This window comes from Methylobacterium oryzae, assembly GCF_036441375.1.
GTDB lineage: Bacteria > Pseudomonadota > Alphaproteobacteria > Rhizobiales > Beijerinckiaceae > Methylobacterium > Methylobacterium oryzae_A.
In genome coordinates, this window is the sequence record NZ_MLCA01000001.1 from 1,237,724 (window position 1) to 1,251,902 (window position 14,179).

13 protein-coding genes are annotated in these 14,179 nt (G+C 70.4%); 3 read left to right on the forward strand and 10 right to left on the reverse strand.

Features of this window, described 5'->3' with window-relative positions; translation table 11 throughout:
• The first annotated feature begins 86 nt into the window (after window positions 1-86).
• Window positions 87-869 (forward strand): AraC family transcriptional regulator, encoded by a 783-nt coding sequence (locus MOTC310_RS05945; protein WP_331301123.1) that lies wholly within the window; start codon window positions 87-89, stop codon window positions 867-869.
• 391 nt (window positions 870-1,260) lie between these two features.
• Here the strand turns inward: MOTC310_RS05945 and MOTC310_RS05950 are convergent, their stop codons facing one another.
• From MOTC310_RS05950 to MOTC310_RS05960, 3 genes are read right to left on the reverse strand one after another with little or no spacing between them, the layout of a single operon-like run.
• Window positions 1,261-1,995, reverse strand: a complete 735-nt coding sequence (locus tag MOTC310_RS05950) for an ABC transporter ATP-binding protein (RefSeq protein ID WP_331301124.1) — start codon at window positions 1,993-1,995, stop codon at window positions 1,261-1,263.
• A complete protein-coding gene (locus MOTC310_RS05955; RefSeq protein ID WP_331290549.1) occupies window positions 1,976-2,713 on the reverse strand; it encodes an ABC transporter permease in 738 nt (245 codons plus the stop codon). The genes MOTC310_RS05950 and MOTC310_RS05955 overlap by 20 nt, the downstream gene beginning before the upstream one ends.
• Before the next feature lie 51 nt (window positions 2,714-2,764).
• Window positions 2,765-3,745, reverse strand: coding sequence for an ABC transporter substrate-binding protein (locus tag MOTC310_RS05960; protein WP_331290550.1), 981 nt, complete (start codon window positions 3,743-3,745; stop codon window positions 2,765-2,767).
• A gap of 185 nt (window positions 3,746-3,930) precedes the next feature.
• Between MOTC310_RS05960 and MOTC310_RS05965 the strand changes: the two genes are divergently transcribed.
• Window positions 3,931-4,308, forward strand: a complete 378-nt coding sequence (locus tag MOTC310_RS05965; protein WP_331301125.1) for a 4a-hydroxytetrahydrobiopterin dehydratase — start codon at window positions 3,931-3,933, stop codon at window positions 4,306-4,308.
• Between the two features lie 16 nt (window positions 4,309-4,324).
• Here the strand turns inward: MOTC310_RS05965 and MOTC310_RS05970 are convergent, their stop codons facing one another.
• From MOTC310_RS05970 to MOTC310_RS05985, 4 genes are all read right to left on the reverse strand, one after another.
• Complete coding sequence (locus MOTC310_RS05970) at window positions 4,325-4,546, reverse strand: hypothetical protein (protein ID WP_331290552.1); 222 nt, start codon at window positions 4,544-4,546, stop codon at window positions 4,325-4,327.
• Between the two features lie 178 nt (window positions 4,547-4,724).
• Complete coding sequence (locus tag MOTC310_RS05975; protein ID WP_331301126.1) at window positions 4,725-7,790, reverse strand: efflux RND transporter permease subunit; 3,066 nt, start codon at window positions 7,788-7,790, stop codon at window positions 4,725-4,727.
• 22 nt (window positions 7,791-7,812) lie between these two features.
• Window positions 7,813-8,916 (reverse strand): efflux RND transporter periplasmic adaptor subunit, encoded by a 1,104-nt coding sequence (locus MOTC310_RS05980; RefSeq protein ID WP_331301127.1) that lies wholly within the window; start codon window positions 8,914-8,916, stop codon window positions 7,813-7,815.
• Window positions 8,913-10,016: an efflux RND transporter periplasmic adaptor subunit gene (locus tag MOTC310_RS05985; protein WP_419539861.1), complete on the reverse strand. Its 1,104-nt coding sequence runs from the start codon at window positions 10,014-10,016 to the stop codon at window positions 8,913-8,915. Before MOTC310_RS05985 ends, MOTC310_RS05980 begins: the two co-directional genes overlap by 4 nt.
• A 97-nt stretch (window positions 10,017-10,113) precedes the next feature.
• Between MOTC310_RS05985 and MOTC310_RS05990 the strand changes: the two genes are divergently transcribed.
• Window positions 10,114-10,677 (forward strand): TetR/AcrR family transcriptional regulator, encoded by a 564-nt coding sequence (locus MOTC310_RS05990; RefSeq protein ID WP_012319736.1) that lies wholly within the window; start codon window positions 10,114-10,116, stop codon window positions 10,675-10,677.
• Window positions 10,678-10,687: 10 nt separating this feature from the next.
• Here the strand turns inward: MOTC310_RS05990 and MOTC310_RS05995 are convergent, their stop codons facing one another.
• From MOTC310_RS05995 to MOTC310_RS06005, 3 genes are read right to left on the reverse strand one after another with little or no spacing between them, the layout of a single operon-like run.
• Entirely contained in the window at window positions 10,688-11,752 is a 1,065-nt protein-coding gene (locus tag MOTC310_RS05995; protein ID WP_331290558.1) for a sensor histidine kinase, read from the reverse strand.
• The gene (locus MOTC310_RS06000) at window positions 11,749-12,201 is read right to left on the reverse strand and encodes a response regulator (RefSeq protein ID WP_331301129.1); all 453 of its coding nucleotides are present in this window, start codon (window positions 12,199-12,201) and stop codon (window positions 11,749-11,751) included. Before MOTC310_RS06000 ends, MOTC310_RS05995 begins: the two co-directional genes overlap by 4 nt.
• A complete protein-coding gene (locus tag MOTC310_RS06005) occupies window positions 12,198-14,081 on the reverse strand; it encodes an MHYT domain-containing protein (RefSeq protein WP_331301130.1) in 1,884 nt (627 codons plus the stop codon). Before MOTC310_RS06005 ends, MOTC310_RS06000 begins: the two co-directional genes overlap by 4 nt.
• Window positions 14,082-14,179: the final 98 nt, after the last annotated feature.

Genomic DNA, 14,179 nt, shown 5'->3' on the forward strand with positions numbered 1-14,179 from the left:
GGATCGCTATAACGCTGACCGGCTTGTCCGTATCTCGATGAGACGACAATGTGTGTCGAGCAGCGGACAACGTATCACGAGGAGCGATGTGGGAGCCCGTCGAGGCACCTCCCGGGTTGGCGCCGCCGCGGCCGATCACGGTGCGGGCGCAGCGCATACCGCCCCGGCGGTTCTTCGCCGAACACGCCCATGCCTGGCACCAGATCGTCTACGCGACCTCCGGCGTGCTGACGGTGGCGGTAGAGGGCCGCTCCTTCGTGATCTCTCCGGAACAGGCCGTGTGGCTGCCCACGGGCGTCCGGCACCGGGTCGGATCGCTCCTGGGTGCCGAGTTCCGCAGTCTGTGGATCTCCGACGACGCGGGCCGCGGGGTCGCGGAGCTTCCGACCGTGTTCGCCGTCCGGCCGCTCCTGCGGGCGCTGATCCTCGAGGCCGTGGCGATCGACGGGCAGGAAAGCCGCGACGGCTACGCCGACCGCGTCAGCGTCCTGATCATCGATCAGCTCCGTCGCGCACGGCCCCTCCCGGGCACGTTGCCCTGGCCGCGCGGAGGCCCGCTGGTCGGCCTCTGCGAAGCCCTCTACGCCGACCCGGCCGACCCGCGCGGGACGGATGACTGGGGTCGTGAACTCGGGATGTCGGCCCGAACTCTGGCGCGGCGTTTCGAGGGCGACGTGGGGATGAGCCTCCGCTCGTGGCGGCGACGGCTACGCCTCTTCAAGGCGGTCGAGCTGATGGGAGGCGGGATGACCGTGACGAAGACGGCGATGCAGCTGGGCTACGGCTCCACATCCGCGTTCGTGTTCGCGTTTCGCACCGGTATGGGCTGCAGCCCGCAGGCATACATGCGCGAGCAGGAGACGGAGTGATCCCTCCGTTGGGGTCCCGCCGTCCGATTGCGAAAGCGAGTCCCACATTCGCCGCCGCGGGTGCCTCGTAGCCGAGAGCGGCCGGGATCCGCGACGAGCCCGCATCCCGCGGGTCGGCCACGGCATGGCTCTCGGCCGCGCGTGAAGCGACCCAGAGGTCCGGAGTTCGGTGTCCATTTCGGCCAACCGCGCCCCCGTCGATGACACGACGCTTCCCGAGGTCGGGGTGGGAGCAGGATGACCCGCGCGCGGTGCTCGTGCGGGGCCGGCGGAGGCCCGGTATCGCGGAGGCGGGCGGGCATGATCCACCGCTTCTGAGTACTCGCCGGCCCGCGCTGATCGACGAGGTCGGAAAGGGGTGTCGAGGCGGGCGGTCGGTCGAACGCGCGCGTCAGTGCGCGATGATCTCAGGATGCCGGGCGGCGAGGCTCGCCCGGGTCGCCTCGGCCCACGCGCGGTCGCGGTCCCGGCGTGGCCGGTCGAGGCGCACGTCGGCGATCAGGCTCGCCGGGCGCCGCGAGACCAGTAGCAGACGGTCGGCGATCCCGATCGCCTCGGCGACGTTGTGCGTGACCATCAGGACGCTCATGCCGGCCCGGTCCACCGTGTCCACAACGAGGCCGCGCAGCTCGGCCGCGGCGGCGTCGTCGAGGGAGACGAACGGTTCGTCGAGGACGAGGACGCGCGGCCCGTCGGCGAGCGCGCGCGCGAGCGCCACGCGGCGCTGCATGCCCAGCGACAAGGCCTTCGGGTAGCGCGAGCGCCATGCCGAGAGGCCGAGGCGCGCGAACAGATCGTCCAGGTCGCGGCCGCGCCGCGCCCGGGGAAGGCCGAGGCGGACATTGTGCTCGACGCTGCGCCAGGGCAGCAGCCGCGGCTCCTGGAACACGATGCCCGCCTGGTCCGCGCCGGAGACGCGGCCCTCGAACGCGGTGTCGAGACCGAGCAGGATCCGCAGGGTGGTGGTCTTACCGGCGCCCGAGGGCCCGATCAGGCAGACGATCTCACCGGCGGCGATGCCGAAGGAGAGGTTCCGGACGGCCTCGACCGGCTCGGCCCCGGCGGGCCGATACCATTTCGACGCGATCGCGACCTGGAGGACGGGCTCAGCGCCAGCGACGGACATGGGCTTCGAGCCGCTGGAGCAGGAGGACGTCGATGCCGATCATCACGGCCATGAAGACGAGGCTGTAGCCGATGATGGCCGCCACGTCGGTGCTCTGAACGAAGTAGTAGTTGATCGCGAAGCCGACCCCGTCCGGGCGCCCGAGCAGCTCCACCACCAGCACGATCTTCCAGGCCAGCGAGAGGCCCGACCGCGCCGCCGTGACCATGTAGGGCTGGAGCTGCGGGATCAGGATGTCGCGCGCCCAGCTGCGGCGGTCGAGCCGGTAGGCGCGGGCCATCTCGTCGAGCCCGGGATCGAGGTTCCGCGCGCCTTCGCGCACGATCACCGCGACGTTCGGAAGCTTGTTGAGCACCACCGCCAGGATCGCGGCGGTCTCGGTGAGCCCCACCCAGACATAGGCCAGGACGGTGATCACCAGGGCCGGCGTGTTGAGGAGGACGAGCAGCGGCGTGTCGAGGGTGAGGTCGGCCGCCTTGGACCGTCCGAGCGCGACGCCGAGCAGGACGCCCAGGACCATCGCCACGGTGAAGGAGATCGCCACGCGCAGCAGCGTCATGCCCACATTGTGCGCGAGGTCGCCGCGCTGCGCTTCCTGAACGACGAAGCGCAGCACCGCCATGGGCGCCGGCAGCAGGCGTGATCCCGCCTCCAGCGCGGCGATCTGCCAGGCGGCGATGATCACGGCCAGGGACGCGATGCGGGTCAGCGCGCCCATGCGGACCCGGTGCTCGGGACGGCGGACACGCCTGCCCGCCGGGCGGGCGCCTCAACCATTGCGGCCGGTGTAGTAGAGGTCGGGCGGGAGAGCGTCGCCCTTGCCGACCAGACGCGACCCGCCGAGCCGCGCCATCACCGCGTAGAGCTTCTCGGCATCGGCGCGCTCCTCCGCGATGGAACGGCGCGGAATGCCGGCCAGGAAATCGTGCTTCAGGGCCTCGAAGGTCGCCTCGTCCTCCGCCGCCATCAGCGGGCGCACGATCTGCCACGTGCTCGGGTCCGAGGCGAGCATGTCCTTGGCGGCCCGCGAGGCGCGGGCGAAGGCCGCCACGGCCGCGGGCTTCTCCTTCACGGTGGCGTCCTGAAACAGGTAGCCGATCAGCGCCACGTCGCCGGGCACGCCGAGGGCGTGCATGATGTCCTCGGCGCCGACGAGCTGCCGATAGCCCTTGGCCTTGAGGCGCGCGCTGTAGGTCCAGTAGGTCAGCGCCGCGTCGAGGGCGCCCTGCTCCAGCTTCAGCGTGATGAGCGGCGGCGCGCCGTAGGCGATCTCGGCGGCCTGCTCGAGGTCGATGCCGGCCGCGTCCTTGGCCTGTGCGCGGAGGAGCAGCCAGTTCTTGTCCAGGGGGCCGCCGGCCACGCCGAGGCGCTTGCCCGCGAGATCCTTGAGGCTCTTCACCGGGCTGTCGCCCGGCACCATCACGCCGCCCTCGGTGGTCGAGTACGGGATGAAGCGCACCGCCTGACCGTCGTTTCCGAGGCGCGCGGCCCAGAGCAAATCGCCGATGATCGTGTCGACCTGGCCGCCGATGAAGCCGATCCGGGCCGCGTCGTTGCCGGCGAGCTTGACCGCGTCGAGCTCGAAACCGTTGGCGGTGTCGAGGCCGCGGGCCTTGATCACCGCCGCTTCCCAGGTGGACGTGCCGAAGGGCAGGCTCCCGAGGCGGATCGTCGGCACGTCGGCGCGCGCCGCTCGCAGCCCGAGGCCGCCGAGCAGGCCCCCGGCGAGCATCGCGCGCCGTGACAGCATCACGCCTTCTCCCATCGTATTGCGCAGTCTTCAGCGGCGGCAGACTGGAGTGCCGACCGAGCCGGACGCCATTGGCAAAAGGTCATAGGGCTCGCGCCCGTATCCGTCCACCGCGGCAAACACGCTTGCGCGCAACCGGCCGCGGCGGCACCCTCGGCCACGACGGTTTCATCGGAGGCGGGATCATGACCGAACGACGCGAAGGCGCACTGGACGCGGCGACCGTGGAGGCGCGGCTGAAGGCCGAGCTGCCCGCATGGCGCCTGGAAGACGGGTGGATCCGGCGCACGTACAAGACGTCCGGCTGGAAGAGCACCCTGATGGTGATCAACACCGTCGGGCACCTGGCCGAGGCGGCCTGGCACCATCCCGACATCACGGCGTCCTACGCCTGGGTCGAGGTCCGGCTGATGAATCACGCGGCCAAGGGCATCACCGACAAGGACTTCGCCCTCGCCCGGAAGATCGAGGAGGTGGTGTCCTGGCAGCCGGGCCTGGAGGGACAGGGGCTCGAAGGCACGCCGACCGATCCGCGCTTCGCCTACATCAAGTACGACAAGTAGCGGCACCCCGCGGACGTCACTGCGGCTCCTTCACCCGGCGGCACTCCGTCTTCAGGTAGGCGGTCTTGCCGATCTCCTCGCGCAGCTCGGTGCGGGCGATGATCTCCTGCCAGCCGGTGGCGCAGCCGAGCTCGTTGGCGACCCGGACCTTGCGCACTTCGAGCGCCTGGGCGTCCGTGCAGGAATCCTGGGCGATGCCGTTGGCGCAGACCAGGACGACGGCGATGAAGGCGTTCATGGGTGGGACGGTCCTCGTTTCCGTCGCACCCTACGCGCCGGACCGCGGCGGAGTTTCCGGCAATGGGGGCCCGTCCGCGTGAAAGATCGTCACGGTCGGCCCGGCCTGAGGGGGCGGAGGGCCGGGCCGACCGTTTCTCGCGGCGCCCGCGGGCGCCGCGATCGCGTGAACCGGCCGATCAGCCGGCTTGCGCCGCCGGCGTGCCGCGCGCGTCCGGGCGGATGCGGTAGCAGCCGATGTAGAGGGCCGGCAGGAACAGGAGCGTCAGGAAGGTCGCCGCCAGGATCCCGCCGATCATCGCGAAGGCCATCGGCCCCCAGAACACCTCGCGCGCGATGGGGATCAGACCCAGGCTCGCCGCCGCTGCGGTCAGGAGGATCGGCCGCATGCGGTGGTGCGTCGCCTCGAACACCGCCTCCCACGGCGCCATCCCCTCGGCCCGGAACTCCTCGATCTGGCTGACCAGGATCACCGCGTTGCGGATGATGATGCCGATGAGCGCCAGGATGCCCAGGATGGCGACGAAGCCCATCGGCTTGTCGAACAGGAGCAGCGCCGGCACGACGCCGATCAGGCCGAGCGGCGCGACCGTAAAGACGAGGAGCATGCGCCCGAAGCTCTGGAGCTGCATCATCAGCAGGAACGCCATGGCGAGCAGCATGACCGGGACCACGGCCGCGATCGGACCCTGGCCCTTGGCGGATTCCTCGACGGCGCCGCCGGTCTGGACGGTGTAGCCCTCCGGCAGCGCCTTGATGAAGGCGTCGAGTCCGGGCTGCAGGGCTGCCACGATCGTGGCCGGCTGGGTCGCGTCGTGGATGGTGGCGCGCACCGTCACGGTCGGCAGGCGGTCGCGGCGCCAGACGATCGGCTGCTCGAGATCGTAGCCGATCCGCGCGAAGGCCAGCACCGGCACCACGGTGCCGTTCGCAAGACCGACCTGCAGGGACTGCAGCGTGTCCAGAGAGGACCGCTCGGCCGCGCGGGCACGGCCGACGACGTTGACCAGGTAGATCGAGTCCCGGACCTGCGTGATCGCCTGCCCGCCCTCGATCCCGTTCAGGATGCCGGCGACGTCCTGGCTGGTGACGCCGAGCTGGCGCGCCTTGTCCTGGAGGATCTCGACCCGCAGGACCTTGCCGGGCTCGTTCCAGTCGAAGGTCGGCACGTCGAGGCGCTTGTCGGTGGCCACCACGTTGGCGAGGTCGAGCGACAGGCGGCGCACCGTCTCCATGTTCGGGCCGCTGAGGCGATACTGCACCGGCCGGCCCACGGGCGGCCCGAGGCTCAGGGGCTGCACCAGCACGTCGGTGCCGACGAAGTCGCGCAGGGCGATGGTTTGAAGGCGCGCCATCACGCGGTCGCGCACTTCCAGCGACTTCGTCACGATGACGATCTGACCGAAGAACGCGTTGGCGAGCTGCTGGTCGAGCGGGAGGTAGAAGCGCACCGCGCCCTCGCCGACGTAGGACGACCAGCTCGTCACGTCCGGATCGCCCTTCAGGTTCGCCTCGAATCGATCCATCTGCGCCCGGGTCTCGGCGATGGTGGCGTTCTGCGGCAGGGTCAGGTCGACCAGCACCTCGGACCGGTCCGAGGACGGGAAGAACTGCTGCTGCACGTGGCCCATACCGACGATGGCGGTGGCCATCAGCCCGAGGCAGACCACCACCGTCGTCCAGTGCCAGCGCATGGCGATCCGGAGCGCCCGGACGAACAGGCGCGTGAAGATGCCCTGCTTCTCCGTGTGGTGCTTCATGGTCTTCGGCAGGAGCGTGACGCCGACGAGCGGCGCGAACAGCACCGCCACAACCCAGGAGACCAGCAGCGCGGCCGCGATCACCACGAACAGCGAGTAGGTGTACTCGCCCGCGCCGGAGCCGTTGAAGCCGATCGGCAGGAAGCCCGCCACGGTGACGAGCGTCCCGGTGAGCATCGGGAAGGCCGTCGACGTGTACGCGAAGGTGGCGGCCTTCCGGAGCGTGTCGCCCCGCTCCAGGCGGGCCACCATCATCTCGACGGTGATCATGGCGTCATCGACCAGCAGGCCGAGTGCGATGATCAGCGCGCCGAGGGAGATGCGCTGCAGGGTGACGTCCATGATCTGCATGACGACGAAGACGATCGCCAGCACGAGGGGGATCGACACCGAGACGACGAGCCCGGCCCGGACGCCGAGGCTCACGAAGCTCACTGCGAGCACGATGATCACGGCCTCGACCAGCGCCTCGGTGAAGCCGCCGACCGCGTGCTCGACCTGCTTGGGCTGGTCCGACACGAGGTGGACACCGACGCCCACCGGCAGCGTCGCCTCGATCTGCCGCATCCGCTCCTTCAACGCCTCGCCGAAATGCAGCAGGTTGGCGCCGGGACGCATCGCGATGGCCAGCCCGATCGCGGGCTTGCCGTCCACGCGGAACAGCGGGGCGGGCGGATCCTCGTAGCCGCGGCTGATCTCGGCGATGTCGGCGAGGCGGAAGAAGCGGTCGTTCACCCGAAGGTTGAAGTCCTGGAGCGAGGCCTCCGAGGCGAAGGAGCCGCTGACCCGCAGCGAGATGCGCTCCGGTCCGGCCTGGACGACGCCGGAGGCCGAGACCGCGTTCTGCGCCTGCAGCGCCTTGATCAGGGCCTGGAAATCGATGCCGTAGCCGGCGAGCTTCCGCGTGGAGAAGTCGAGATAGATCGTCTCGTCCTGCGTGCCGATCAGCTGGGTCTTGCCGATATCGGGCACCCGCAGGACCTCGGTGCGGATGCCCTCGACGTAGTCGCGCAGCTGCCGGTGCGTCAGGCCGTCGGCCGTGAACGCGTAGATGTTGCCGTAGACGTCGCCGAACTCGTCGTTGAAGAACGGACCCTGCACGCCCTGCGGAAACTGGCCCTTGATGTCGCCGAGCCGCTTGCGGACCTGGTAGAAGGCCGGCTGGATCTCGTTCTTCTTGAGGGTGTCGCGGAACTGGACGAAGACCGTCGACGATCCGGGCGTCGTGTAGCTGCGGACGTAGTCGAGGCCGTTGAGCTGCTGAAGCTCCTTCTCGACCCGGTCGGTGACCTGATCGAGCGTGTCTTTGATGGTCGCCCCCGGCCACGTGGTCTGCACGACCATCGTCTTGATGGTGAAGGGCGGATCCTCCTCGCGGCCGAGGCGGGTATAGGCCATCAGCCCCGCGACCAGCGAGACCAGCATCAGGAACCAGACGAACGAGCGGTGCTCGAGCGCCCAGTCGGAAAGGTTGAAGTCCTTCACGCGAAAACCCCGTGCGGCCGGATCAGACGGCGCCGTCGGTCAGGCGCACGGCCTGGCCTTCCTTCAGGACATGGACGCCCGCGACCACGACGCGCTCGCCGGCCTTCAGTCCGTCGACGACCGCGACCCGGCCGTCCTCCGCGTTGTCCCGCGCCGCGGCCACGGTCACGTCGCGGCGCGACACCGACTTCCCGTCGGGCGACACGACCCAGACGGAGCGGCGACCTCCGTCCTCGAGCAGCGCCGACGCGGGCAGCCGCACGGTGGGCGGGACCTTGCGCATGAGCGACACGTTGATGGTCGCGCCGAGCCGGAAGGCCGGGCCGGGATCGTCTAGGGTGATCCGGATGCGCTTGGATCGGGTCCCGGACTCGGCGAGCGGCGCGATCTCGCGGACGCGCCCGCGCGCCGTCAGTTCCGGCGCGCTCTGGAGCGCGACAGTGAACACGCCGTCCGCGGGCAGAGCACCGGCATGGGCCTCGGGGATGTCGACCACTGCCTCGCGGACGTCCGGCCGCGCCACGGTCACGACGCCCTGGCCGGCGCTGAGCACCTGGCCGACCTCGGCGAGGCGCTGGGTCACGACGCCGTCGAACTCGGCCTTCAGCTCGGTGTAGCCCATCTGGTCGCGGGCCTTCTGGAGGCTCGCCATCGCCTGATCCACCCGGGCCCGCGCCGTCTCGCGCTTGGCGACCGCTTGGTCGAGCGTCGCCTGAGAGACGCTGTTGCCCGACATCAGGCGCCGGGTCCGCGATTCCGCGGCCTCGGCGTTCTCGGCCTGCGCCTTCGCGTCGGCGAGGTCGGCCTCGGCGCGGGTCAGGTCGAAGCGGGTCACGATGGTGTCGAGAGCCGCGAGGCGCTGACCCCGAGTGACGAGGTCACCGACCGTGACGTCCCGCGCCACCATGCGGCCGGGAATCTGGAAGCCGAGCTGCGCCTGGTAGCGCGGCTCGATCGTGCCGGCGAAGGGCCCGAACGTGATGGCGTCGCTCGGTACGACCACCTGCGTCAGCACCGGACGGACGTGAGCGGCTGCCGCGGCCTCGCCGCCCTCCTCGCCGTGCCCGTTGCATCCGGTCAGCGCCACCGTGACGAGTCCCAGGACGAGATACGCGCGCGCCGTCATGGGCGGTCTCCGATCTCGGCGGCCGCGACCGTCTGGCCGGGGCGGAGGAACTGGATGCCGGCGACGACCACGCGCTCGCCCGGCTCGACGCCGCGCTTCAGCGCGATGATGTCGGGGCCGAAGCGGTCGATCTCCACCGCGCGCACCGAGACAGTCCTGCGCTCCGGATCGTAGATCCATACGGAGGGCCGACCGTCGTAGCGGTATAGCGCCGACCAGGGCAGGATCACCGATTCGTGCGGCGCGAAGCGCCCGCGGCCGATCACGACGGCCCCGAGCCCCATGGCGGCGGGCGTCGCCTTGAGGCCGATCTTGACCCGCACCGTGCCGCTCGCGGCGTCCACGGTGGGCGAGATCTCCCGCACGGTCCCGATGGCGGTGACGGACGGGTCAGACTGGAGCGCCACCGCGATGGTGTCGCCGGCCGGCGGCTGCGCCAGCAGCGATTCGTAGACGTTGAAGACCGCGTCGCGGGGTCCGTCCTGCGCGACGACCAGCACGGTCTGGCCCGACTGGACCACTTGGCCGACCTCGAAGCTGCGGCTCGTCACCACGCCGGCCACACCCGCGCGCAGCTCCGTGTACGAGAACTGCTCCTGCGCGGTCCCCAGAGCGGCCTTGGCCGAGTCGACCGCCGCCTGGGTCGTGCGCAGCTCCTGCTCGGCGTTGTCGTAAGTCGAGCGGGTCGTGAAGCCACCGGCGAGGAGCTGCTTCTGACGCTCGTAGGACATCTTCGCCTGTGTCAGCAGAGCCTCGGCGGAAGCGAGGGCCGCCTTGGCGTTGTCGAGATTCGCCTGTTGCGTCAGGGGTTCGAGGACGGCGAGGACCTGATTGGCGGTGACGTGGTCGCCGATCTCGACACGCCGTTCGGCGACCTTGCCGTTCGTCCGGAACGAGACGTTCACCTGCGCCTGGGCCTGAATGTCGCCGGTCACGACCACATCGAGGGACAGCGGTGTCCGGCGTGCCTGCACCACCCGCACGCGTGCCACGGCGGAGTCGAGCGCCGTTTCCGGCGCGGCTCGGGCGCACCCGATCGACGCCAGCGCGGTTAACATCAGCAGAACGGATGTCGATGGAAGGAAGGCGATGCGGTTCATGCGATCGACTGCGTCGGCGCGATTCGTGCGAATTGCGTGGCGCGTTCCTACGCCATCCGTTACATACCGTCCAGACGGTTTTTAGTGCAGGTCCGTGATGCAGGTGAAGCGACAGCGACTGGCGGCGCGGCCCGAGATCATCCTGGAAGCGGCTGCGGCCGTTCTCCTGAAGGGGGGCGTCCGCGGGCTGACCATCGACGCGGTCGCGGTCGAGGCCGGGCTGAGCAAAGGCGGGGTTCTGCACCATTACGCGTCGAAGGACGCCCTGGTGGCGGCGCTGGTCGCCCGCAAGCTCGCGGACGTGCGCGCGGAGATCGACGCCTGCGCGCGGGAGATACCGGCCGGCCCGTCGCAGCTTCCCAGGGCGATGGTGGCCCATATCCGCGGGCATTATTGCGAGGACAACGAAGCCGCGCGCGCGCTCCTCCTGGCCTCGATGGAATCGCCGGAAGCGCAGAAGGACTTCCAGGCGTTCGTCGCGGATCAGCTGGACCAGCTCGGGCGGATCGAGGGCGCGCCCCCGGGTGAGGGGTCGGTCCTGTACTTCGCCATCCTGGGCCTGTTCATGAGCCGGGCGCTGGGCTTCCAGCAGCTCGACGAGGACACCCTGGCGCCGATGCTCGACGCCCTCGACCGCATCGCCGGGCGAGCCGGCGGCTAGATCCCGACGCTCAGGCCTGGAACGCGAGGACCGCCCGCGTGCCGGGGGAGCCGGGGGCGTACGACAGGGCCGAGCGCAGGTTCGACGCCATGGCGCGCACGATGCGCGACCCGAGCCCGGTGCCTCGGATCTCGCCCTCACCGGTCCAGCCGACGCCGTCGTCCTCGACGGCGAGCAGCACGGTGTCGGCGGCGTCCCGCTCGACCGCGACGCGAATCTCGCCCGACGTGCCGGCCGGATAGGCGTACTTGTAGGCGTTGGTCACGAGTTCGGTCACGACCACGCCGACCGACACGGCCTTGTCGGTCGAGAGCCGCACCGGCGCGGCCCGCAAGCGGATCGCGTGGTCCCGCCCGCTCGCCCGCATGGCGGCCTGCAACTCCTCGACGAGGCTCTGCAGGTAGGCGTCGAGCTCGACGGATTCGACATCGTCCGAGGTGTAGAGGCGGCGGTGGATGCCGGCGATCGCGGAGATTCGGGCCTGCATTTCGTCCAGCGCCGCCTTCGCGGCCGGATCCGTGACGGCGTTTCGCTGCATGTGCGCCAGGGCGGCGACGAGGGCCAGGGAGTTGGCCACGCGATGGTTGACCTCGCGCAGCAGCAGCTCGGCGCGGTCGCGCGCCTCGCGCATCTCGGCCTCGGCCCGCTCCTTGTCGCGCCGCAGACTCTCCTGGCGGAGCGCGGTGGCGACGGCCTCGCCGAGCAATTCGCGGAACTGGCCCTGGACGTCCTTCCAGACGTAGTCCACCGCCCCCGCCTTCAGGGCCGCCACGGCGACGCGACTGTCCTCGGAGCCGGTCACGTAGATGACCGGCGGCGCGTCGGGAAGCGCGCGGATTTCCGGCAGGAGGTCAAGGCCCGTCTGTCCGGGCATGTGGTGGTCGAGGGCGACGGCGTCGATCCCGCCCTGGGCGAGCCGCGCCAATCCCGTGGCGCCGTCGGGGCAGAGCTCGACCGTGTAGCCGCGGGCCTCCAGGGCGCGCCGGACCAACCGACCCAGGCCGGGATCGTCGTCGATGTAGAGGATGCGTGCCGCCGCGGCGGTGCCGTCCCCGCTGGCACACCCGGCACTCATGGGTTCTGCGGAACCTGCATGACCGAGAAGAACAGTCCGAGCTGGCGGATCGCGTTCGCGAAACCGTCGTAGCTCACCGGCTTGGTGATGTAGACGTTGGCCCCGAGATCGTAGCAGCGCTGGATCTCGCGGCTGTCGTCCGTCGTCGTCAGCACAACCACCGGGGAGCGCCGCGTGTGCGGATTCGCCTTGACCTTCTCGAGGATGTCGAGGCCGGTCATGTCGGGCAGGTTGAGATCCAGCAGGATCAGCAGGTGCCGCCGGGCGCTCGCTTCGCCGGAGCCATCCGCCCCGAACAGGTACTCCAGCGCCGAAGTGCCGTTCCGGAACGGCACGATCTCGTTGTTGACGCCGGCGCGGCGAATGTTGCGCTCGATCAGACGCGCGTGGCCCTCGTCATCCTCGATCATCACGATGCTGACGGGGTGCACGGTCGGCTCCACGCTCATTCGGCGGCGATGGGCGCCGGTTCAGGGTCTATCCGGTTTGCTGTAGCGGCCCCGCGCGGCAAGGTCACGTCGAACGTCGTGCCGACACCGAGTTCCGAGTGGATCTCGATTCGCCCGCCGAATGAACGGACTAGGGCCTTCACGTGGGCCAGGCCGATCCCCTCGCCCGGGCGGTCCTGGGCGCCGGATCGGCGGAAGAGCTCGAAGACGCGGGCATGGTCCCGCGCCGCGATCCCGCGGCCGTTATCGGCGACGGAGAAGCAGACGTCCCGGTCGCTCACGGCCTTCGCCGTGACGGTGATGCGTCCCGGCCGCTGCGGGTCGAGATACTTCACGGCGTTGTCCAGCAGGTTGCCGAAGACCTGCTCGACCGCGAGCCGGTCGGCGACGATCTCCGGCAGGTCGCGGGCGATCGTCACCCTGGCGCCGACCGCCTCCGCCTGATGCCTCTGGGCGTCCGCGACGCGTTGCAGGAGATCCGTCATATCCAGCGGCTCGTGGGAGAATTGCCGCCGCCCCTCCCGGGAGAGCTTCAGGATGGCGGCGATCAGGCCCTCCATCCGGTTCACCGCCGCTTTGATGAAGCCGAGCGCCTCGCCGAGATCCGCGTCGAGCCGCTCCGCCTCCGGATGCCCGCGGAGGGCCGCGGCGATCTCGGTCCGGGTCTCCTCCAGCTCGCTCGTGAAGCCCATCACGTTGACCAGCGGCGCGCGCAGATCGTGGCTGACGATGTAGGCGTAGCGCTGGATCTCCTCGTTGGATTCGCGCAGGTCGGCTTCGGCCTGCCGCTGCTCGGTGATGTCCGTGTGGACGCCGACCCACTCGCGGATCTCGCCCCGTGCGTCGAGCACCGGAATGGCGCGGATCGCGAAGTGCCGCCACGTCCCGTCGCGGGAGCGGACCCGGTGCTCGTGGATGTAGGTGCGCCGCGCCCGGACAGTCGCGTTCCAACTCTCGACGGAGGCCGCCATGTCGTCGGGATGCACCGCGTCGGCCCAGCCGTACCCCTGATACTCCTCGCGCGACTGACCGGTGATCGCGCTCCAGCCCGGCTGCTCGCCGATCATCCGGCCCTCGGCATCGTTGGTCCAGAGCACGCCGCGCACGGCCTGCACCGCGGCCCGGAACCGGGCCTCGCTCGCCTGGAGCTCGCGCTGCACGCGCTGCTGGTCCAGCGAGGAAGCGAGCATCGCCAGGAATAGGATGAGGAATGTCGCGCCGGCGATGTAGAGAGCGAGGTTCAGCTGGCCCGGCGCGCCGGTCGCCGGGTGGGCGCCGTGGGCTCCGGCCGCCTCCGCGGTGATCGTCGCCGCGGCCATGCCGGTGTAGTGCATCCCCGCCACCGCGAGGCCCATGACGCAGGCCGCGACGAGCTTCTGCCAGACTCCGTGCTGGCGGAACGAGAGCCACAGGGCGGCGGTCGCCGCGGTCACGGCGATCGCCACCGAGAGCGCGACCACGGCCGGGCTGTAGGCGAGGTCGCCCGGGATCCGGAGCGCCGCCATGCCGGTGTAGTGCATGCCCGCGACGCCCAGGCCCATCAGCGGGCCGGCCACGAGGAGGCCGCCGGACCCGTTGCCGACGCGCGCCACCCACAGGAAGGCGGCCCCAGTCACCGCGACCGCGATCGCGAAGGACAGGAGCGTCAGACCGATATCGTAGGCGGCCGGCAGGCCCATCTCGAAGGCCAGCATGCCGACGAAGTGCATCGACCAGATGCCGCCGCCCATGGCGAGGGCGGCGCCGGCGATCCAGGGCCAGCGCGGTCCCGCGACGGGCCCTCGGATCCGCGCCCCGAGGTCCAGCGCGGTGTAGGACGCGAAGACCGCGAGGCCGATCGACAGGGCGACGAGGGCCGGATTGTAGCCAGTATGGACCATCGACTGCGATCGACGCGAGAAGGGCGCTCATCGCGATGTATCGTGGGCGGATGTCGGGCGCTATCGCGATTCCGCGCCGGCCACGTCTCCGCAAGACC